The 21,754-nt window shown below is 63.5% G+C and carries 18 protein-coding genes; 7 read left to right on the top strand and 11 right to left on the bottom strand.

All coding sequences use genetic code 11. The features are described 5' to 3' along the window. Entirely contained in the window at window positions 1-1,077 is a 1,077-nt protein-coding gene (locus tag NKI01_RS07830; protein WP_352482473.1) for a quinone-dependent dihydroorotate dehydrogenase, read from the bottom strand. Beyond that, window positions 1,074-1,424, bottom strand: a complete 351-nt coding sequence (locus NKI01_RS07825) for a DUF952 domain-containing protein (RefSeq protein ID WP_352482472.1) — start codon at window positions 1,422-1,424, stop codon at window positions 1,074-1,076. The genes NKI01_RS07830 and NKI01_RS07825 overlap by 4 nt, the downstream gene beginning before the upstream one ends. Before the next feature lie 126 nt (window positions 1,425-1,550). Between NKI01_RS07825 and NKI01_RS07820 the strand changes: the two genes are divergently transcribed. After that, a complete protein-coding gene (locus NKI01_RS07820; protein WP_352493790.1) occupies window positions 1,551-1,982 on the top strand; it encodes a hypothetical protein in 432 nt (143 codons plus the stop codon). A gap of 118 nt (window positions 1,983-2,100) precedes the next feature. Continuing rightward, window positions 2,101-2,763 (top strand): response regulator, encoded by a 663-nt coding sequence (locus NKI01_RS07815; RefSeq protein ID WP_502893818.1) that lies wholly within the window; start codon window positions 2,101-2,103, stop codon window positions 2,761-2,763. 3 nt (window positions 2,764-2,766) lie between these two features. Here NKI01_RS07815 and NKI01_RS07810 read toward each other — a convergent pair whose 3' ends face one another. Next, window positions 2,767-6,255: a PAS domain-containing hybrid sensor histidine kinase/response regulator gene (locus NKI01_RS07810; RefSeq protein ID WP_352547900.1), complete on the bottom strand. Its 3,489-nt coding sequence runs from the start codon at window positions 6,253-6,255 to the stop codon at window positions 2,767-2,769. A gap of 233 nt (window positions 6,256-6,488) precedes the next feature. Here NKI01_RS07810 and mscL point away from each other — a divergent pair, with 233 nt between their 5' ends. Both mscL and NKI01_RS07800 read left to right on the top strand, forming a co-directional pair. Further along, complete coding sequence (gene mscL / locus NKI01_RS07805; protein ID WP_023719476.1) at window positions 6,489-6,911, top strand: large conductance mechanosensitive channel protein MscL; 423 nt, start codon at window positions 6,489-6,491, stop codon at window positions 6,909-6,911. A gap of 111 nt (window positions 6,912-7,022) precedes the next feature. Continuing rightward, on the top strand, window positions 7,023-8,189 hold the full coding sequence (locus tag NKI01_RS07800) for a pyridoxal phosphate-dependent aminotransferase (RefSeq protein ID WP_352962591.1): 1,167 nt from the start codon (window positions 7,023-7,025) through the stop codon (window positions 8,187-8,189). Window positions 8,190-8,281: 92 nt separating this feature from the next. Here NKI01_RS07800 and hemA read toward each other — a convergent pair whose 3' ends face one another. After that, window positions 8,282-9,559, bottom strand: coding sequence for a 5-aminolevulinate synthase (gene hemA, locus NKI01_RS07795; RefSeq protein ID WP_023719474.1), 1,278 nt, complete (start codon window positions 9,557-9,559; stop codon window positions 8,282-8,284). Between the two features lie 265 nt (window positions 9,560-9,824). On the opposite strand from hemA, the gene galE reads away from it, so the two are divergent. Together galE and NKI01_RS07785 are read left to right on the top strand one after the other, a co-directional pair. Further along, window positions 9,825-10,820, top strand: a complete 996-nt coding sequence (gene galE, locus NKI01_RS07790) for a UDP-glucose 4-epimerase GalE (RefSeq protein WP_352962589.1) — start codon at window positions 9,825-9,827, stop codon at window positions 10,818-10,820. Between the two features lie 104 nt (window positions 10,821-10,924). After that, on the top strand, window positions 10,925-12,175 hold the full coding sequence (locus NKI01_RS07785; RefSeq protein ID WP_352640407.1) for a D-amino acid dehydrogenase: 1,251 nt from the start codon (window positions 10,925-10,927) through the stop codon (window positions 12,173-12,175). Window positions 12,176-12,211: 36 nt separating this feature from the next. Here the strand turns inward: NKI01_RS07785 and NKI01_RS07780 are convergent, their stop codons facing one another. The 7 genes from NKI01_RS07780 to NKI01_RS07750 all read right to left on the bottom strand — a co-directional run bounded on the left by NKI01_RS07780 (window position 12,212) and on the right by NKI01_RS07750 (window position 19,352). Further along, a complete protein-coding gene (locus NKI01_RS07780; RefSeq protein WP_352962585.1) occupies window positions 12,212-13,582 on the bottom strand; it encodes an FGGY-family carbohydrate kinase in 1,371 nt (456 codons plus the stop codon). Then, on the bottom strand, window positions 13,579-13,896 hold the full coding sequence (rhaM, locus tag NKI01_RS07775) for an L-rhamnose mutarotase (RefSeq protein WP_352482465.1): 318 nt from the start codon (window positions 13,894-13,896) through the stop codon (window positions 13,579-13,581). Before rhaM ends, NKI01_RS07780 begins: the two co-directional genes overlap by 4 nt. Then, a complete protein-coding gene (locus NKI01_RS07770) occupies window positions 13,896-14,897 on the bottom strand; it encodes an ABC transporter permease (protein WP_352482463.1) in 1,002 nt (333 codons plus the stop codon). The genes rhaM and NKI01_RS07770 overlap by 1 nt, the downstream gene beginning before the upstream one ends. Beyond that, window positions 14,894-15,871 (bottom strand): ABC transporter permease, encoded by a 978-nt coding sequence (locus NKI01_RS07765; RefSeq protein WP_352962582.1) that lies wholly within the window; start codon window positions 15,869-15,871, stop codon window positions 14,894-14,896. Before NKI01_RS07765 ends, NKI01_RS07770 begins: the two co-directional genes overlap by 4 nt. Further along, window positions 15,868-17,409: a sugar ABC transporter ATP-binding protein gene (locus tag NKI01_RS07760; RefSeq protein ID WP_352852423.1), complete on the bottom strand. Its 1,542-nt coding sequence runs from the start codon at window positions 17,407-17,409 to the stop codon at window positions 15,868-15,870. Before NKI01_RS07760 ends, NKI01_RS07765 begins: the two co-directional genes overlap by 4 nt. An 83-nt stretch (window positions 17,410-17,492) precedes the next feature. Then, complete coding sequence (gene rhaS, locus NKI01_RS07755) at window positions 17,493-18,488, bottom strand: rhamnose ABC transporter substrate-binding protein (RefSeq protein ID WP_023719466.1); 996 nt, start codon at window positions 18,486-18,488, stop codon at window positions 17,493-17,495. A gap of 54 nt (window positions 18,489-18,542) precedes the next feature. After that, on the bottom strand, window positions 18,543-19,352 hold the full coding sequence (locus NKI01_RS07750) for a DeoR/GlpR family DNA-binding transcription regulator (RefSeq protein WP_352493797.1): 810 nt from the start codon (window positions 19,350-19,352) through the stop codon (window positions 18,543-18,545). Between the two features lie 188 nt (window positions 19,353-19,540). Here NKI01_RS07750 and NKI01_RS07745 point away from each other — a divergent pair, with 188 nt between their 5' ends. Further along, window positions 19,541-21,643, top strand: coding sequence for a bifunctional rhamnulose-1-phosphate aldolase/short-chain dehydrogenase (locus NKI01_RS07745; protein WP_352962579.1), 2,103 nt, complete (start codon window positions 19,541-19,543; stop codon window positions 21,641-21,643). Window positions 21,644-21,754: the final 111 nt, after the last annotated feature.

Below are 21,754 nucleotides of genomic sequence, written 5' to 3'. Positions count from 1 at the left end.
CTAAAGCGGTTTCGTCGCCCAGTGATCGAGGCGGCTGTCGCGAAGCTCGCGCAGCGATTTCAGCCCTTGACTGTCCATGAAACGGACCATGCCGGAAAGAATGCGCCCCGGCAGCGCCGGCCCGGCATAGATCATGCCGGTATAGAGCTGGACGAGATCGGCGCCGGCACGGATCTTTTCCAGCGCCGTCTCGGCGGAATCGACGCCACCGACGCCGATGATGGCGGAATCCGGGCCAAGCAGTTTTCGCATCCTTGCCAGCACGATGGTCGAGCGCTCGAACAAGGGTTTTCCCGAAAGCCCGCCGGTCTCGCCGGCAATGCCGGCGTTGCGCAGGCCGGGTCGCGCGATCGTGGTGTTGGAGATGATGACGCCGTCTATTTGCTTGTCGGTGATCTCGGCGGCGATGTCCTCCAGTTCGGCCTCGACCAGGTCCGGCGCGATCTTGAGGAAGACGGGCGGCTTTGCCGGTGCCGCCGCACGCGCGGCCATGACCCGCGACAGGAGTTCACCAAGCTGTTCGCGCGCCTGCATGTTGCGCAGGCCCGGCGTGTTTGGCGAGGAGATGTTGATCGTCAGATAGCCGGCGTATCGCGCAAACCTGATCACGCCGCGCTCATAGTCGCCGACGCGGTCGGCGCTGTCCTTGTTGGCCCCGACGTTGACGCCGACGACGCCGGCGCGGCCCTTGCGGGCAGCAAGACGTTTTTCCGCGGCGGCGTGGCCTTCATTGTTGAAGCCCAGCCGGTTGATCACTGCCCCGTCCGAAGGCAGCCGGAAGATGCGCGGCTTCGGATTGCCCGTCTGCGGCAGCGGCGTGATCGTGCCGACCTCGGCGAAGCCGAAGCCGAGGCCGAGCAGTGCGTCCGGCACTTCGGCATTCTTGTCGTAGCCGGCCGCCATGCCGAGCGGGTTCGGGAAATCGAGCCCGCAAAGGCTGACCTTTAGCTTGTCGTCTCGCAAAGGGCGCCCGGCGACCGGCAGGCCGCATCTCAGCGCGGCAATCGACAGCCCATGCGCGGTTTCCGGATCGAGCGTGAACAGCAGTTTCTGGCCGATCCGGTCGAACGCGCTCATTCGGCCTCCAGCGCCGGGAATTCGTGCCGGCCGTCGGCACCGAGCGGCAATGCCTGCACCGAGACGACCGCATCGAGGCCGAGCCCGCCATAAAGATGCGGGAACAAGGCGCCGCCGCGCGAGACCTCGTATTTCAGCGCATCGCCGAGGTGCGCGCCGTCGACGGCGACCAGCAGCAACCCGCTCTGGCCGGCGAAATGCTTGGCTGCCGTTTCCCGAACCTGCCCGGCGGTGGAAAAATGGATGAAGCCATCGGCGACGTCGATCGGCGCGCCGGTGAAGCGGCCTTCTCGTTCAGCCTCGCGCCACAGCGCCTCGGGAACTATCTTGTAGATGATCTCGGACATCGTTGCGCTATAGTCCGAACCGACGACGCGGGGAAGGGCAGGCCCGCGTTCTTCCCCATTTCAGGTTCTTCCCCAATTCCGGCGCAAACTGTGATAGATTGCGCCGACTGGCTCATGGAGGAAAACATGCGTCTGAAACACGTCTTGATCCCCGCAGCACTGGTCTCGCTTGTCGCAGCTTCGGCCTTTTCCGAGGAAGCCGATCGCTACCGGCTGGAAAAATCGGCCAATGGCTATGTGCGCATGGATACGCAGACCGGCGCCATGTCGCTCTGCGAGGAGCGTTCCGGTCAGCTCGTCTGCAAGACAGCGGCCGACGAACGTGCCGCCTTCCAGGATCAGATCGACCGGCTGCAAAATTCGGTGAAGGCGCTCGACGAACGCGTCGCCAAGCTCGAAAATTCGCTTGCCGCGCGTTTCGAATCGACTTTGCCCAGCGAGGAGGATTTCAACAAGACGATGGGCTACATGGAGCGCTTCCTGCGCAGCTTCATGGATATCGTCAAGGACATGGACAAGGACGAAGACGGCGCCAAGCCCAATTCGCAAAAGACCTAGGCAATTCGCAAAAAGACCTAGGGCGGGAATAGCAAGCCGGCCACGCCGAACAGCGGCGTAGCGTTATGATCGTTCAGATCCTGCAAGGCGGAAAATCGCCAACGGGATTCGGGGAGGGATATCACCGTTGGGCTACACATTCGTCATCGCCGACGATCATCCGCTTTTTCGCGGTGCATTGAGGGAGGCACTCGCCGGCATCGGAGATGTTGCCGCCATTCACGAGGCCGGCGATTTCGAAAGCGCCAAGGCGCTGGTCCTGGCCAATGAGGATGTCGATCTGGTCCTGCTCGACCTCTCGATGCCGGGCGCAAGCGGCCTTTCCGGCCTGATCTCGTTGCGCGGCATCCATCCGGCGGTGCCGATGATGGTGGTCTCGGCGCATGACGATCCGGTGACGATCCGGCGCGCGCTCGACCTGGGCGCCTCGGGGTTCATCTCCAAATCGGCCAGCATGGAAGAGATCCGCAATGCGGTGCAGTCGGTGCTCGCAGGTGATATCGCGGCACCCGCCGGGGTCGATCTCGGCGTCGAGCGCGATCCCGAGATTTCCGACCTGATCAAGCGGCTGCAGGCGCTGACGCCACAGCAGACGCGCGTGCTCGGCATGCTGGCGGAGGGACTGCTCAACAAGCAGATAGCCTATGAGCTCGGCGTCTCCGAAGCGACGATCAAGGCGCATGTCTCGGCCATCCTGCAGAAGCTCGGCGTCGACAGCCGCACCCAGGCGGTCATCCTTTTGTCCAAGATCGGCAGCGACCCGGTGCAGGCCGCCGGCTGATTCTTATTCGGCCGCCGGCGCCAGCGGCCTGACCCTGGCCATCATCGAGCGCAGCATCGCCGGTTTCAACGGCTTGCTGATCACAGGCACGTCGAGCCTGCCGGCGGCGGCGCGAACCTCGCTGGAGCGGTCGGCGGTGACCAGCACGGCCGGCAGGTCCTCGCCATGGATCGCACGCAACTGGGCGATCAATTCGAGGCCGGTCTTGTCGTCGAGATGATAGTCGGCAAGCACAATGTCCGGCCGATGCATGGCGGACCTGTCGAGATCCTCCGCGCCGGAAAGCGTGTCGACGCTGCAGCCCCAGCCCTCGAGCAGCAGCCGCATGCCGTCGAGGATGCGGCCGTCATTGTCGATGCAGAGCACATGCAGCCCGGCAAGCGAGGTCGTAGCGCGGGCAGGCGGCTTCGCCTCGGCCTCGCGCCGCGGTGCCTGCACGGCCGCCACCGGCAGCAGCACGGAAAAGCGCGTGCCCTTGCCGGGATTGGAGAAGATCCGGATTTCAAGGCGCAGGACGCGGGCGATGCGGTCGACGATGGAGAGCCCCAAGCCGAGGCCTTCCGCCTCGCGCATGCCCTCGTCGAGCCGGGTGAATTCGCGGAACACGGTGTTGAGCTTGTCGCCGGCAATGCCGATGCCGGTGTCGATAACCTGGATCTCGGCCAGTTCGCCGCGCCGCCGCACGCCGACCAGGATGCGGCCATGGCGCGTATATTTGATGGCGTTGGAGACCAGGTTCTGGATCAGCCGGCGCAGCAGATTTCGATCCGTCATGACGCTGAGCGACGACGGCATGATCGAGAGTTCGAGCTTCTTTTCGGCGGCAAGCGGCCGGAAGTCGTTGCCGATCTGGCGCAGCAGCCCGTCGAGGCCGAAGCTCGTATCGTCCGGCTTCATCGCGCCGGCATCGAGGCGCGAAATGTCGAGCACCGCGCCGAGGATGGTCTCGACCGATTCCAGTGACGATTCGATATTCATCGCCGCCTTGCCGGCAGGCCCCTTGCCGGTCTTCTCGATCAGCGACGAGCAATAGAGGCGGGCGGCGTTCAGCGGCTGCAGGATGTCGTGGCCGGCGGCAGCGAGGAAGCGCGTCTTGCCGAGATTGGCCTCTTCGGCCAGCATCTGCGCCTGCGCCAGCTCCTCGTTGACGCGGGTGAGCTCGGCGGTGCGGCTCTTCACGCGCTGTTCCAGCGATTCATTGGCGCGCTTCAGCGCCAGATCCTGCTCGACGCGCCCTGAGATGTCGGCATAGGTGGCGACGATGCCGCCGTCCGGCATCGGATTGGAGCGCAATTCCAGGATACGCCCGCTGGTCTTCAGCTCCATCTGCCATGGGCTGACGAAGCTGGTCAGGCGGTTCAGCATGGTGACGCGCTGGTCTGGCGGTATATCGCCGCGCTCGGCAAGGTGGCGCAGGATACGATCGAGCGAGACGCCGACCTGGCCCATTTCGTCGGGCAGGTCGAACAGCGCCCGGTACTGGCGGTTCCAGCAGATCAACCGGAAATCGCGGTCGAAGACGGTGATGCCCTGTTCCATCTGGTCGAGTGCGATCTGCAGCAGGTCGCGATTGTGCTGTAGCGCCTCGGTGGCGTCGTCGAGCAGGCGGAAGGCGTCCTTGGATTCGCGGTCGTTGCGGCGCAGCAGCAGCGACAGGATCAGCCGCGCCGAGGAGGAGCCGACGGCACTGGCCAGAAGCTGCTCGGAGAAGCGGATGACATCCATGCTGGCCTGTTCGTTGCCGTGCAGTGAAGTGCCGCTGCTCTTCTCGAATGACTGGAAGGAGCGCTCGGTGCGTTCGACACCGAGATAGCGCGCGATCGTGTCCTTGAGGTCGTTGACGGTGATCGTGGTGCGGAAGCGGCGCAGGCTCGGCAGCGGCCCCGCCTCGCGCGGCACGAAGATCGACGCCTGGATGCGTTCCAGCGGCACCGACGCGCGCGACAGTGAGCCGAACACAAAAAACAACGTGTTGATCGACAGGCTCCACAGCACGCCATGGTTCAGCGGCTCGGCGACGGTGCCGAACAGGGCTTGCGGCCGCAATGCATCGAAGCCGAACAGGCCGTGGACGAGGATGCCGGTCTCGGGCGCGGCGAGCGAGGGAAGCAGTAGCGTGTAGCTCCAGACGACGATGCCGGCCACCATGCCGAGTGCCGCACCCCTTCCGTTGGCGCCGCGCCAGACCAGGCCGCCGATCATTGCCGGCGCGAACTGCGCGATCGCGGCGAACGACATCAGGCCGATCGAGGATAGCCGCGCGCTGTTTGTGCTCTCGCGGTAGTAGAGGAAGGCGATGAACAGCATGATGAAGATCGCCGCCCGCCGCACATTGAGGATGAGCGTCGACCAGTCCTCGCTCTCTGAGGTCGTGGTCCGCAGCAGCCGGCGCACGAACAGCGGAATGATCAGGTCGTTGGAGATCATGATCGACAGCGCGACGCTTTCGACGATCACCATTGCCGTCGCCGCCGACAGGCCGCCGATAAAGGCGGCCATGGCCAGAACGTCGTGGCCGCTGAACAGCGGCAGTGACAGCACATAGAGGTCGCTGCTGGTCCTGGGGCCGACCAGTTCCAGGCCGGCCAGCGCGATCGGCAGCACGAACAGGTTGATTGCCACGAGATAGAGCGGAAACACCCATGTCGCCGTGCGCAGCTCAGCCTCGCTGCGGTTCTCGACGATGGTGACGTAGAACTGGCGCGGCAGCATGAGGATGGCAAAGCCGCTCAGGCATGTCAGTACCAGCCAGGTCGCGAGCGAGGTGTTGTAGCCCATCGCCTGGCGCACCTGCGTGTTTTCGGCGAGCCGGTCGAACATATCGCCTGGCCCGCCGAAGATCAGAAACGTGACCATCAGGCCTATCGCCAGGAAGGCGGCGAGCTTGACCACGGTCTCGACCGCCACCGCCAGCACCAGACCGTCCTGGTGTTCGGTGGCGTCGGCATGGCGCGTGCCGAACAGCACGGCAAACAGCGCCAGCAGCATGGCAACGACAAGCGAGATGTCGCTGACGAACGGATCGAACGACGGCGGCGAGCCGGTATAGTGCTCGACCATCAGGCTGACCGAGCCGGAGATCGCCTTCAATTGCAGCGCCATGTAAGGCACCGCGCCTATGGTTGCGATCAGCGTGGCGATCGCCCCGACAGCGAAGCTCTTGCCGTAGCGGGCGCCGAGAAAGTCGGCGATCGAGGTGATCTTCTCGGTCTTTGCCAGCCTGACGATGCGCTGCAGCAGCGGAAAGCCGAACACGAACACCAGAACCGGTCCGATATAGATGCCGAGGAATTCGAGGCCGCGCTCGGAGGAGAGCCCGACCGAGCCGAAGAAGGTCCAGGAGGTGCAGTAGATGGCGAGGCTGAGCGCATAGATAAAGGGCCGGGCGCGGCCAGGCCCGGATGAAGTCGAGCGCCGGTCGCCCAGGCTGGCGATAGCAAACAGCAACGTCACATAGGCGATCGCGATGATGACGATGAACCAGCCCTGCACGCCTCGAACTTCCTCCCTGCGCCGGCTTTTTCATCCGGCCTTGCAGACGCAATCACAGCTTGGCCACCGAGTCCATCGCGGCTTTCGGCGCATTATGGCCGCGGCTTCGCGCAATCCAGGCCGGGGAAACACGTCTTTGCTCCTGTCGCAACCGCAGGTTTTTGCTATTCTGCCTGCCGGTCGATGCCGAGGGCGTGGACGGCAGCACGGCCGGTCAGGAAAAGGAGGGTCGAATGCTGAAAGAGTTTCAGGAATTCATTTCCAGGGGCAATGTGATGGACCTGGCCGTCGCCGTCATCATCGGCGCTGCCTTCGGCAAGATCGTCACCTCGCTGGTCGACGACATCATCATGCCGGTCATCGGGGCGATTTTGGGCGGATTAGACTTCAACAACTACTTTCTGCCCTTGTCCTCGGCCGTTAACGCCACATCGCTGGCGGATGCCAAGAAACAGGGCGCGGTCTTCGCCTATGGCAGCTTCATCACCGTGGCGTTGAACTTCCTTATCCTCGCCTTCATTATCTTCCTGATGGTCAAGGCGGTGAACAATCTGCGCCAGCGGCTGGAGCGCGAGAAACCGGCTACCCCGGCCGCTCCGCCACCAGCCGACGTCGCGCTGCTCACCGAAATTCGCGATCTCCTCGCCAGAAAGTAGCGCCTGCGGCAACTTTCTGGACCAAAACCCCGGTCGCTTGCGGCCGGGGTTTCCTGTTTTCGTCCGCCCTGAAACACGCTAGCAGTCGAGCAAACGAAAACGGACCCATCCATGACCCTGATCGATACTCTGCGCGCCGAAGCGCGGGCGGCGCCCGAAAGCGGCATTGTCGCCGTCATGAATCGTGGCCGCGGCCGCGACGGTATGATCCCGCTTTGGGCCGGCGAGGGCGACCTGCCGACGCCTGCCTTCATCACCGATGCCGCCGCCAAGGCGCTGGCCGCCGGCGAGACCTTCTACACCTGGCAGCGGGGCATTCCCGAACTCAGGCAGGCGCTCGCCCGCTACTACACCAGGCATTTCGGCAAGACTTTCGCCAACGAAGAATTCATCGTCACCGGCTCCGGCATGCATGCCATCCAGATGGCCATCGACGCGGTGGCCGGCAAGGGCGACGAACTTGTCTACCTGTCGCCGGCATGGCCGAATTTCGCCGCCGCCGCCGGCGTGGCCGGCGCCGTTCCGGTTGCAGTCACCCTTGATCAGTCCGGCAATGGCTGGTCCTGCGATGTCGACAAGATCGCAGCGGCGATCACGCCACGGACCAAGGCGCTGTTCGTCAACACGCCGTCCAACCCGACCGGCTGGACCGCCGACAAGGAGACGCTGCAGGCAATCCTCGATCTCGCCCGCGAAAGGGGCCTGTGGATCATTGCCGACGAGATCTATTCGCTGTTCCACTACGGCCATGGCCGCGCGGCGTCGTTCATCGACATCATGGCCGATGAGGACCGCATCCTGTTCGTCAATTCCTTTTCCAAGAACTGGGCGATGACCGGCTGGCGCATCGGCTGGATCAAGATCCATCCCGCCTTGCAGCAGGTGTTCGAGAACCTGGTCCAGTATTCGACTTCCGGCGTTGCGCAGTTCATGCAGCGCGGCGCCGTCGTCGCCCTCGACGAGGGCGATGCCTTCATCGTCGAACAGGTGGAGCGGGCGAGGGCGGCGCGCGACCTCGTCTGCGGCATTCTCGCCGAAACCGGCAGGGCGCGGTTCACCGTGCCGCAGGGCGCGTTCTATCTGTTCTTCGCCGTCGACGGCATCACCGATTCCCGCGCTGCCGCTTTCGACATGGTCGACCGCGCCAATGTCGGCCTGGCCCCCGGCACCGCCTTCGGCCCCGGCGGCGAAGCTTTCCTCAGGCTATGCTTCCACCGCCGCCTCGACCAGCTCGAAGAAGCCGCGCACCGGCTGGCGAAATGGATGAAGACTGCGTGAGGTGTGTTGAGCTTCGCGCCAGGCATCGCAGCACTGAAAAATGAGGCGGCACCGATAGGCGGCTTCCGCAATGGTGCCCGTAGCGGCGGAGGTTACCCGCCCGACTTCGGCACCAGCAACGGAATGACGCGGTCGCTCTTGGCCACTGAAGGCCGGCCGGCCGAACCGTAGGGAATCCCCAACGCATCCCATGTCTCGACTAGCGCGTCCTGTAAGGAGGCAATCAGCGCGTCAGAATGGAACGGTGTCGGCGTGATGCGCAGCCGTTCGGTGCCGCGCGGCACTGTCGGGTAATTGATCGGCTGGATATAGATGCCGTGTACGCCGAGCAGGCGGTCGCTGGCCATCTTGCAGAGCTCGGGATCGCCGACCAGCAGCGGCACGATGTGGGTAGGTGACTCCATTACCGGCAGGCCGGCCGCGGCAAGCACTTCCTTGGTCCGCGTCGCCTGACGCAGCTGCGCGTCGCGCTCGGCCTGCGAGCGCTTGAGATGGCGGATCGAGGTGGTTGCCGCGGCAGCGATCGCCGGCGGCAGCGCCGTGGTGAAGATGAAGCCCGGCGCATAGGAGCGCACGGCGTCGATCACGGCGCTGGTGCCGGTGATGTAGCCGCCAAGCGTGCCGAACGCCTTGGCCAGTGTGCCCTCGATGATGTCGATGCGGTCGGCCAGCCCTTCGCGCTCGGTGATGCCGCCGCCGCGCGGCCCGTACATGCCAACGGCATGGACCTCGTCTATATAAGTCATCGCATTGTAACGCTCGGCGAGGTCGACGATCTGCTTGATCGGCGCGATGTCGCCATCCATCGAATAGACGCTCTCGAAGACGATCAGCTTGGCACGCTCGCGGCCGGCCGCCTGCAGCAGGCTTTCGAGATGCGCGACGTCGTTATGGCGGAAGATCTTCTTCTCGGCGCCCGAGCGCCGCACACCCTCGATCATCGAAGCGTGGTTAAGCTCGTCCGAGATGATCAGGCAATTGGGAAGCAGCTTTGCAATGGTCGAGATCGACGCTTCGTTTGAAACGAAGCCGGAGGTGAAAACCAGTGCCGCTTCCTTGTCGTGCAGGTCGGCAAGCTCCAGTTCGAGCTCGACCAGCGGGTTGCTGGTGCCCGAAATGTTGCGGGTGCCGCCGGCCCCCGATCCCATTTTGCCTGCCGCCTTCTGGAACGCGGCGATGACGTCGGGATGCTGGCCCATGCCGAGATAATCGTTGGAGCACCAGACGGTGATTTCCTCGGCGCGGCCATTGGCACGCCAGATGGCGCGCGGGAATTTTCCCACGATACGCTCAAGGTCGGCGAAGACGCGATAGCGACGCTCTGCATGGAGCTGGTCGATCGCTTCCTCGAAGAACCGCTGGTAATTCATGTCGCCTTCCCAATTTTGCGCGGGATCATAGTCATTGGCCTATTCGCCGTCCACCGCACCGTTTTGGTCAAAATGCCACGCCCCAGGCCTGTTCCTAACGACCACGGAACGTGGCCTATTCCCTTGATGTGGATCAATCTTGTTTCAGGACAATGCCACCCGCCGATGAGACTGGTTACCGCAGATTGTAATGGCCTGGCGGCAGGTTTTCCAGTACGGCGACGATTGAGACAGTTCCGATAAATCATGAATAGCGAGGATGCGGATGACGGTTTTGGTGACAGGCGGTGCCGGCTATATCGGCAGCCATATGGTCTGGGAGTTGCTGGACACGGGCGACAGCGTCGTCGTCCTCGACCGGCTTTCGACCGGCTTTGAATGGGCGGTGGCTCCGGAAGCAAAGCTCGTCGTCGGCGATGTCGCCGACAAGGAATTGGTCGCCTCGATCATCCGCGACAACAAGGTCGACGCGATCATCCATTTCGCCGGCTCGATTGTCGTGCCCGAATCGGTGGCCGACCCGCTTGCCTATTACGAGAATAACACCTGCAAGACACGCACCCTGATCGAGACCGCGGTGCGCGAAGGCGTGCCCAATTTCATCTTTTCCTCGACCGCCGCCGTCTATGGCGGCGCCGGCCTGGAGCCGGTACGCGAGGACGCCAGGCTTGCGCCGGAATCGCCCTACGGCCTGTCCAAGCTGATGAGCGAATGGATGCTCCGCGACGCGGCTATTGCCTATGGGCTGCGCTATACGGCGCTGCGCTATTTCAACGTCGCCGGCGCCGACCCGAAGGGCCGCACCGGCCAGTCGACGCCCGGCGCCACGCATCTGATCAAGGTCGCCTGCGAGACGGCGCTCGGCAAGCGCCCCTTCATGCAGGTGTTCGGCACCGACTATCCGACGCCGGACGGCACCTGCATGCGCGACTATATCCATGTCAGCGACCTGGCGGCGGCGCATCGGCTGGCCCTGCAGCGGCTGCGTGCCGGCGGATCGAGCCTGGTCGCCAATTGCGGCTACAGCCACGGCTATTCGGTGCTCGAGGTCATCGACAGCGTACGCCGCGTCTTCGGCCATGATTTCGAGGTGCAGATGGGCGAGCGCCGCCCCGGTGACGCCGCCGCGGTTGTCGCCAATTCGGAGCTGGCCCGCGGCGAACTCGGCTGGACCCCGCAGCGTGACAACCTCGACCAGATCGTCTCCGATGCGCTTGCCTGGGAGCGCATCCTGACCAGCAAGAATTCGGCTCTGGGCTAAGCGCGGGCTCTCCGCAAGGGCTCGTCGGCAGGAGGCAGAGGCGCTATTGAAGGGCCTCACGGCTGAGCGTGCAGGCGTTCGGCTGCGTTCGACTTGGGGGCGGCATGAAAATATCGGTGCTTGGAGCCGGCGTCGTTGGCACGGCGGCGGCCTATTGTCTGGCAAGCGACGGCCATGAAGTCACGGTGATCGAGCGCCATCCGGCGGCGGCGCGCGGCACCAGCCAGTCGAATGCCGGCCTGGTATCTCCCGGCGATGCCACCGCCTGGGCTTCGCCCGCCGCGCTTAAAACGTTCCTGCGAGCCCTCTACAACCACGATCTCGGCATCAAGGTGCGGCTGCGCTTCGATCCGTATTTTGTCGCCTGGAGCCTGCGCTTCCTGCGCCAGTGCACGCATAAGCGCATGCGCGCCAACACCGAGATCAAGCTGCGCCTGGCGCTTTATTCACGCGACTGCATCAACGCCATCTCCGCTGACACCGGCATTCACTATGACGAGCGCAAGAAAGGCATTCTGTATTTCTTCCGCTCGCAGCAGAGCTTTGATACCGGCACCGACAATTACCGCTATCTCGCCGAACATGGCCTGCCGATCGAGATCGTCGGCCGCGACCGGCTGGTCGAGCTCGAGCCCGGCCTTGCCGGAGCCAAGGACAAAATTGCCGGCGGCGTCTATTCGCCGATCGACCAGACCGGCGATTCCAGTCAATTCACGCAGCGCCTCGCTGCCTATGCCGCCGAAAAACTCGGTGTCCAATTCCTCTACGGCACGACGGTCGAAGGCCTCGACATCGACGGCGACCGGGTGCGCGCGGTGATGACCTCGGCCGGCCCGGTGGCCGGCGACGCCGTGGTCATTTCCATGGGGCCGGAGAGCGGTCTGCTCGGCCGCCGCTACGGCATCGACCTGCCCGTCTATCCCGTGAAGGGCTATACCGTGACCGTTCCGCTGGAAGATGAAAGCAAGGGGCCGATCATGGGCGGCGCCGACGAGGACCGGCTGATCGGCTATTCCAGGCTGGGAAATCGGCTGCGGATGTCCTCGACGGCGGAGTTCACCGGTTTCGACCGCACGTTCAAGCCGCGCGATTTCAACTCGATCCTGAACACCGGCAAGGACCTGTTCCCCGGCGCCTTCGACGAGAGCAAGGCCGAGCTCTGGGCTGGACTTCGCCCGATGATGCCGAACTCCGTGCCGGTCATCGGCCGGGCGCGGTATGACAATCTATATCTCGATACCGGCCACGGCCATCTCGGCTGGACCATGGCCTGCGGTTCGGGAAAATTCCTTGCCGACGTGGTCGCCGGCCGCAAGCCGGAGATCGATCCACAGGGATTGCTCTACGCGGGCTAGCAACGGCCTGACCGCAGGGCGCCATGAGCTCGGCGGTCAGGCTCGTTCGTCGACTGCCGAACGCCAGGAGCGCACGTAACTTGTCCAGAGTGGATCGGCCGACGGTTCGGTCCTTTCGCCTCTGCCTTGCGGTGTCCCCTGGTCCGACGCCAGCAAGGCGGCGCCGATGCTGGTGCCTGTCGCAGCCGCGGAGGCAATGACGGCGCGCGCCGTCGCCGCAGCCAGCATGCGGGTGAACAGCCGGTTGCGGGCGAAGGGTCCTTCCACGATGGTTGACCCCCCGCCGCCGATCAGATCGAGGCAGGTCGCGGTCATCAGCGCCAGGTAGAACGAGATGGCGACAAAGCGCTGGCCATTGTTGATGCCGTCCGCGTTAAGCCATGCCGCGGCGCAGTGCGGAAACGGCCCCGAACCCCGTTGGATCGAAGGCAATAGGGACGTCTTGCGCGCGAGCACCGCGGCGACATCGTCTTCGGTCCAGTCTTCCAATTGGCCTTCCGTCAGCACGGAGAACTCGCGGCCACCCATGAAGCGCGCCGAGGGCACGGCATCGCCGAACGCGTTGACATTGACCAGCGTGTCGCGCGCCGGATCGAGCGTGACCTTGCTGCCGCCAACCGCCATCGACACCACCCAGGTGCCGGTCGAGACGACGGAGAAAGGCGGCTTGTCGGACAGGAGATGCGGCAGCAGCGAGGCGTTGGAATCGTGCAGGCCGCAATACACCGGCGTTTGCGGATCGAGGCCGGTTTGCCGCGCCAGAGCGGGCAGGATCGGGCCCAAGCGGTCCTTGGCCTGCCGCACCGGCGCCATTAGCCGGCGCCATTCCAGCCGGTCGACCAGTGAGGAAAAATCCGCTTTCCACGGGTTCCACAGATCGGTGTGGCAGCCGAGCGAAGTCACCTCGCTGGCGGCGACGCCGGTCAGGCGCAAGGCCCAGTATTGCGGATACATCAGCATCGCGGCGGCCCTGGCGAAATCCGCTGGAAAGCGCTTCTGCTGCCAGAACAACTGCGCGCCGAGATTGAGGCCGGCCGGCAGGCGCGGCGTGCCGGTCTCGGTGAAAGGCGGGCGGATCGCGTCGTAGTCCTTGGCGAAGGCATCCGGACCGCCGAACTCGTAATCGAGCACCGGCAGCGCCAGTTCGCCTGATGCGTCGGCCAGCACCGCCGTTGCGCCATGGGTGGTGATCGATATCGCGTCGATGCGCTGCTCGCGATCGATCTCGGCCAGGCTGCCGAGGATGAACGCCCATAACCGCTCGACGTCGTGGTGCGGATACGGGCGTTGCCGAACCGGCTCGTTGACCATCCTGCGCAGCGCCACTTCGCTTGCTGCGGCGAGATCGACCAGCGCCACCTTGGCGTTGGTCTTGCCGATATCGATGACGGCGACGTGGCGGGTCATTCCATATGGAACATTGTTTCCAACGGCACCGCCACCGGCTCGTTGTTCGGCTTGGTTTCCATGATGTCTGCCATCTCGGCCCACCAGCGCTGCATCGCCGGATGCTTAGGCAATTCGTCCATGCCATGGTCGTCACGGCGCCACAGCACGCCGAACAAGGTGTTGGTCTCCTCGTCGAGATGGATCGAGTAATCGGAGATACCAGCCTGTTTTAGCAACGCGACGAGTGACGGCCAGATGTCGTCGTGGCGCCTCTTGTATTCGGCCTTCATGCCGGGATTGAGCTTCATCTTGAACGCATATTTTTCGGGCATCAGGCAAAGCGCTCCCGCCGCACGCGCTGCCACAGGATCGGCAGCGCGATGACGATGATCAGCAGCAGGCCGATGAAGATCGACATGACGATCCCCGGCACGTTGAGCAGGCCAAGACCGAAGGTCACCAGCCCCATGATGAAGGCCGCCAGCACGACGCCCAGAATGCTGCCGGCGCCGCCGAGAATGCTGACGCCGCCGAGCACCACCATGGTGATGACTTCGAGTTCGTAGCCCTGCGCGATCGACGGCCGGGTCGAGCCGAGCCGTGACGTAATCAGCACCGAGGCGATGCCCGCCATCAGGCCGGTCAGGCAAAACAGGATGAACTTGATGCGGCCGACACGCACGCCGGAAAACTGCGCCGCAACCGGGTTGTTGCCGATGGCAAAGACCCGGCGGCCGAAGCTCGTCCGATGCAGAAGGAACCAGTAGACGACGGCCGCGACCAGGAAAAGCGTCAGTTCGAACGACACCACCCACCAGACATAACCTTGGCCGAAGAAGGCGAAGCTCGCGGGATAGCCCTTGTAGGCCTGGTCGCCGAGGATGATGAAGGCAACGCCGCGAAACAGGCTCATCGTGCCGATGGTGACGACGATCGACGGCAGCCCCAGCCTGGTGACGAGCAGCCCGTTGAAGGCGCCGCAGCCGAGCCCGACGACGATGCCGATTGCCACCAGGACAGGCGTGCCGGCGCCGGCCTGCACCGCCATGCCCATCATCGTCGAGGCGAGTGCGATGATAGCGGCGACCGACAGGTCGATTTCGCCGGAGATGATCAGCAGTGCCATGGCCAGCGCGATCAGCGCCTTTTCGGTGAAGTTGAAAGTCAGGTCCGACAGCGACCACGCGTCGAGGAAATAGGGCGAGGCAAAACTGTTGACGGCAAAGATGGCGACCGCCACGACGACCAGCAGCGCCTCCCATGAGAAGATCGCCGCAGTGAACGGCTTGTCGAGTCGGTTCGGAACATGGCGCGGGGCAGGGGTATCGGTCATGCCACTTCCGCCTTTTTGAGGATGATGCGGCCTTGCCGGCGTTCGCCGCGCGCGTTGAGCACCACGGCCAGGATGATGGCGCTGCCCGAAATCGCCATTTGCCAGAAGGGCGAGATATTGATCACCGGCAGCGCGTTGGAGATGATACCGAGGAACAGCGCGCCGAGCACCGCGCCGCCGACCGAGCCGATGCCGCCGGCGATGGAGATGCCGCCGATGACGCAGGCGGCGATGATGTTGAGCTCATAGCCGTTGGCGACCTCGACCGAGGCGATGACGTAGCGCGAGATCCAGAGATAGCCGCAGAGGCCGCCGATCATCCCCGAAATGCAGAAGACGATGAATTTCGTCCGGCCGACGTCGATGCCGGCATAGACCGATGCGGTCGGGTTGACACCGATGGCGTAGATCGAGCGGCCGAGCGCCGTGCGCGTCATCACAAGGAAGAACAAGGCGATGACCAGCAGGGCAATCCATGACAGCACCGGTATGCCGAGGAACGTCGCGCGCTGCAGGCCGATGAAATCGGGGCTCATCTGGTCGGCGTTGACCCAGGCGCCGCCTGAAATAACGAAGGTGGCGCCGCGGTAGATGGTGAGAGTGCCGAGCGTTACCACGATCGAGGGAATGTTCAGCCGCCACACCAACAGGCCATTGATGGCGCCGAGCACCAGGCCGACCAGAAGTGCGATGACGATCAGCAGCGGGATCGGGATTGCCGGATGCGCGGCGTTCAGCATCGCCACCACCATGCCGGTGAAGCAGAGATTGGCTGCCATCGACAGGTCGATCGAGCGGGTCAGGATAACCACCATCTGGCCGAGCGCCAGGATCATCAGGATCGACGTGTCGTTGAACACCTGGCGCACATTGCCGGGAGCGGCAAAGCCCGGAAAACGCATCGAGATCAGCCCGATCAGCAGGGCGATTGCCGCCAGCAGCCAGACTTCGCGGTATTTGAGAAGAGCCTTCATGCCGCGATCCCCGCTGCCGTCCTGACCAGCGTTTCGGCGTCGAGCCCCTTATTGTCGTAGACCGCGGCAATGCGGCCCTCGCGCATAACGACGACACGGTCGGACATGCCGAGAATTTCCGGCAGTTCGGACGACACCATGATAACCGACAGGCCTTGCGCGACGAGCTCGGCCATGAAGCCGTGCACGGCGGCCTTCGAGCCGATGTCGATGCCCTTGGTCGGCTCGTCCAGTATGATCACCTTGGGCGCGGTCGCCAGCCATTTGGCGATGACGATCTTCTGCTGGTTGCCGCCCGACAGCGTGCCGACGTCCTGGCTGAGCGAGGAGGCGCGCAGGTCGAGCCGCTCTGTGTAGGAGCGGGCTAGCGCAAACTCTTCCGCCAGCCGCAATATGCCGGATTTGGAGGTTCGCTTGAGCGAAGGCAGCGAGACATTCTGGAAGATAGGCAGGCCGATCACCACGCCTTGCTTGCCGCGTTCCTCCGGCACATAGACGATGCCGGCATCGATCGAATCCGCCGCCGATTTCGGCGCGATCGCTTTGCCTTCCAGCGTGATCGTGCCGCCGCTGGTGCGGGTGATGCCTGATATCGCCTGCATCACCTCGCTGCGCCCGGCGCCGACAAGACCGTAGAAGCCGAGGATCTCGCCCCTGTGCAGCTCGAAGCCGATATCATCGAACTCGGTCGGATGCGACAGGCCGGAGACGGCCAGCACCGGCGCGCCGATCTCGGCCTTGCGCTGCGGAAAGATATGATCGACCGCGCGGCCGACCATCATGCGCACGATCTGGCTCTGGCCGGCATCCTTGATCAGGCCTTCGCCAACCATCTCGCCGTCACGGAACACGGTATAGCGGTCGGCGATGCGGTAGATCTCATCGAATTTGTGGCTGATGAACAGGATCGCCTTGCCGTCGCTCTTGAGGAACTCGATCAGCAGGAAAAGCTCTTCGATCTCCTTCATCGAAAGTGCTGCCGTCGGCTCGTCCATGATGACGATCCGCGCGTCGATCGACATGGCGCGGGCAACGGCGACGAGATGCTTGTTGGCGATGCCGAGATCCTTCAGCCTGGCATCGGCGTCGATATGGCCGGCACCCATCGTGTCCAGCACTTCGCGGGCGTTCTTGCGCATCGTGCGCCAGTCGATGGTCTTGAAGCGGGTGCGCGGCGCATGGCCGAGGAAGATGTTTTCGGCCACCGTCAGGTCGTCGAACAGCACGGTTTCCTGATGGATGGCGGTGATGCCATGCCCGAAGGCGGCATGGGCGCTGGGCAAGGCGACGGGCTGGCCGTCGATGCTGATCGTGCCCGCATCCGGCTGATAGATGCCGGTCATGATCTTGACCAGCGTCGACTTGCCGGCGCCGTTCTCGCCGATCAGCGCGGTCACCTGGCCGGGATAGAGCGACAGGCTGACATCGTGCAGCGCGCGCACGCCGGGAAAGCTTTTCGAGATGCCGGACAGCGTCAGCCGCGGCCCGGGAGACAAAGGCGCTTCCTTCGCCACTTCGTGTTGGGCTGTCGTGTCCATAATCGTATCAAGCCCTGAAACTAGGTCCGGTTGAGGCCGCGGCGGGGCCAAGGTCCCGCCGCACCAGTTCGAAGGCTCCAGGATCAATAGATCTTGGAGAACTTTTCGATGTTCGACTTGTCGAACTGGAAGGGCGGAGCCATCGCAGCCGAGTTGGTGTCGTCGAGCGTGACCTTGCCGACGCGGCCGATCGACAGCGTAGCACCGGGCTTCGCCTCTTCCTTCTTCACCGCCAGGTCGTGGGCGAGGTAGACGGCCGAATAGCCGAGGTCGATCGGGTTCCACAGCGCAACCGCTTGGCTGGCGCCATTGTCGATGAACTTCTTGAACTCCGATGGCAGCGCCAGGCCGGTGACGTTGACCTTGCCGATCAGGCCTTCATCGGTCACCACCTGCGCGGCGGCAACGACGCCGACCGTGGTCGGTGCGATGATCGCCTTGAGGTTCGGGTAGGACTTCAGCAAGCCCTTGGCCTCGTCCGTGCTCTTGGCCGAGTCGTCGTCGCCATAGACGGTGGCGACGAGCTTGATCTTGGGGAACTTCTCCGGCAGCACCTTCTTGGCCGCGTCGATCCAGGCGTTCTGGTTGGTCGCGGTGGACGAAGCCGACAGGATGGCGACATCGCCGCCTTCCGGCAGGTAGTCGGCGGCAAGCTTGATGATGGTCTCGCCGATCAGGTTGGTGTCGGAAGGGTTGAGGTGAAGCTGGCGGCCTTCCGGCGCGACGCCTGAATCCCACGAGATGACGGTGATGCCGCGTTCCATCGCCTTCTTCAGCGCCGGAACCAGCGCGTCGGCGTCATTGGCCGAAATGGCGATGGCGTTGACCTTCTGGGCGATCAGCGAATTGACCACTTCGATCTGCGCTTCGGCGGTCGCCTTGGTCGGGCCGGTGTAGATGATCTCGACGTCGCCGAGTTCCTTGGCCGCCTCTTCGGCGCCCTTGTTGGCGGCGTCGAAGAAGCCGTTGCCGAGCGACTTCACCACCAGCGCGATCTTGACGTTTTCGGCATAGGCGGCATTCACGAACATGGCGGCGGAAAACGCCGCCGTAACCATCAGTTTCTTCAGAAAGCTCATCGAATATCCTCCCTTGAGCGTTGCATTCCATCGCCGCTGCGGGCGTGAGTTTTCTCAGGCCTGCAGCGAAGATTCTTCCTTATTGCTTGCCGTTGTGCGGGCGACGATCAGCGTCACGCCGGCGGTCTCCAGCATCTTGGCTTCGCGATCCTCGATGCCGTCGTCGGTGATCACCGTGGCGATGCGCGACAGGCCGCACAGGATCAGGCTCGAGCGCTTGCGAAATTTCGAGGAGTCGACCAGCACCACCAATTCGTCCGCCTGGTCGATAAGCTTCTGCTCGGCCTGGATCAGCAGCGGGTCGCCTTCCATAAGACCCAGCGGCCCCAGTCCCTGCGCGCCCATGAACATGCGGCGCGCGTAGAAATTGCGCGTCACGTCATTGTCGAAGGGCGACAGGATGATGTTCTGCTCGCGGTAGATGGTGCCGCCCGACAGCATCACCGTGTTCTTGGAATGCCTGAGCAGGTGCTCGGCGATCGGAAAGGAATTGGTGAAGATCGGCATGCGGCGGCCGCTCAGGAAATGCACCATCTGGAACGTGGTGGTGCCGCCATTGATGATGATCGGCTCGCCGTCCTTGCAGAGTTCCACGGCCTCTCGTGCGATCGCCCGCTTCTGCGAAGCGTTGATCGTCTCGTTGACGGAAAACGGCCGGCCGGCAAGGCCGATGAACTGCGGAGGCGAGAGCGCCTCGGCGCCGCCGCGCACTCGGCGCAGCCGCTTTTGCACATGCAATGCCGCGATGTCGCGCCGGATCGTCGCCTCCGACGACTCCGTCAGGTCGACCATCTCCTGCACCGTCACCACAGGCTTTTCCTGGACGGCGGACAGAATGATCCTGTGGCGCTCTTTCTCGTGCATGGTTCCTCCCTGCTTGAGCATCTAGGCACCCAAAGCGCGCAGTGTCAATCATTTCCGATCAGATAATTTCATTGTGCAGTGCAATATGATTGATATTGATCGTTTGTGATTGACAAGACAGCCGCTTGCGTAGAAATTCGCACAAAAGGGACCCGCGCCGTTTGCGTGTCCCAAAGGGAGGATTACCTATGCTCGACAAGCGCTCCGGCACGCGCCTCGCCAATCTTTGGGATGACGCAAAAGCGCAAGCGATGAGCGAGCCCGAACGTCTGGTCTATCGCTCGAATGTTCTTGGCTCCGACAAGCGCGTCACCAATTATGGCGGCGGCAACACCTCCTCCAAGATCTGGCAAAACGATCCGCTCACTGGGCAGAGCGTGGAAGTGCTGTGGGTCAAGGGCTCGGGCGGCGACAGCGCCTCGATCAAACTCGACGGCTTCGCCACGCTCTACATGGACAAATTGCGCGCGCTGAAAGGTCTCTATCGTGGCCTCGAACATGAAGACGAGATGGTCGGCTATTTGCCCCACTGCACTTTCAACCTCAACCCGCGCGCGGCCTCGATCGACACACCGCTGCATGCCTTCGTGCCGAAGCCTTATGTCGACCACATGCACCCCGACGCCATCATCGCTATTGCCGCCGCCAAGGATTCGCAGGCGCTGACCAAGGAGATATTCGGCGACACGATCGGCTGGCTGCCATGGAAGCGCCCGGGCTTCGAACTCGGCCTGTGGCTGGAGAAATTCTGCCTCGAGAACCCCGAGGCCAAGGGTGTCGTGCTGGCAAGCCATGGCCTGTTCAACTGGGGCGACACGCCGAAGGAATGCTACGAGACGACGATTTCGGTGATCAACCAGGCGATCGACTGGTTCGAGCGCAAGAGCCAGGGCAAGCCGATCTTCGGCGGCGAAATCGTCAAATCGCTCGATGCACCGGCGCGTCGCGCTGTGGCTGCAAAACTGATGCCGAGGATCCGCGGCCTGATCTCGGAGAAAAGCCATAAGCTCGGCCATTTCGACGATTCTCCTGCGGTGCTCGAATTCGTCAATTCCAGGGATTTGCGGCCGTTGGCGGCACTCGGCACATCCTGCCCGGACCACTTCCTGCGCACCAAGATCCGGCCGCTGGTCATCGAGTTCGATCCCAGGAATCCCGATGTCGATGCCGTCATTGCCCGTCTTGTCGACGATGTGGCGGAGTATCGCGTCGGCTATCAGGCCTATTATAACCGCTGCAAGCACGCGGATTCGCCACCGGTGCGCGATCCGAACGCCGTGGTCTATCTGATGCCCGGTGTCGGCATGTTCACCTTCGCCGGCGACAAGGCGACGGCGCGTATATCGGGCGAATTCTACGTCAACGCCATCAACGTCATGCGCGGCGCCTCGACGGTGTCGACCTATGTCGGGCTGCCCGACCAGGAAGCCTTCGATATCGAATACTGGCTGCTCGAACAGGCAAAGCTGCAGCGCCTGCCGAAACCGAAAGCTCTTGCCGGCCAAATCGCGCTGGTCACCGGCGGCGCCGGCGGCATTGGCCGCGCCACCGCCAACCGGCTGCTGCGCGAAGGCGCCTGCGTCGTGCTGGCCGATATCGACGAGGCAGCCCTTGCCAGCGCCAATGACGAGCTTGCCAAGGCCTACGGCAAGGATTTCGTGCGGCCCGTCGTCATCAACGTCACGTCCGAGGATCAGGTGATCTCCGGCTTTGCCGAGACAGCGGTCGAGTTCGGCGGCATCGACATCCTGGTGTCCAACGCTGGCCTGGCCTCCTCGGCGCCGATCGAGGACACCACGCTGGCGCTGTGGAACAAGAACATGGACATCTTGTCGACGGGATATTTCCTGGTTTCGCGGGAGGCGTTCCGGCTGTTTCGGACGCAAAAGATCGGCGGCAACGTCGTCTTCGTCGCCTCCAAGAACGGCCTTGCCGCATCGCCCAATGCCGCCGCCTATTGCACGGCCAAGGCCGCCGAGATCCATCTGGCGCGCTGCCTGGCACTGGAGGGCGCGGAAGCGCAGATCCGGGTCAATGTCGTCAATCCCGACGCCGTGCTGCGCGGCTCGAAGATCTGGACCGGCGAATGGAAGGAACAGCGCGCCGCCGCTTACAAGATGTCGACCGACGATCTCGAAGAGCATTACCGCTCGCGCTCGATGCTGAAGCGGTCGGTGTTCCCCGAAGACATCGCCGAAGCGATCTATTTCTTCGCCTCCGACATGTCGGCAAAATCGACCGGCAACATCATCAATGTCGACGCCGGCAACGCGCAGAGTTTTACGCGATAAGCGACCGTCTTTGAGGATTGCGCTGCCCCTCATCCGCCTGCCGGCACCTTCTCCCCGTAATAGTGACGCCAAGAAGGGAAGCGCTCCAACGCCGGTGATCTCCCCGTTCTT

The organism is Mesorhizobium sp. M0815, from assembly GCF_040319995.1.
Lineage (GTDB): Bacteria > Pseudomonadota > Alphaproteobacteria > Rhizobiales > Rhizobiaceae > Mesorhizobium.
Note: the sequence above shows the minus strand (reverse complement) of the source record. Positions and strands in the feature narration are given on the sequence as shown.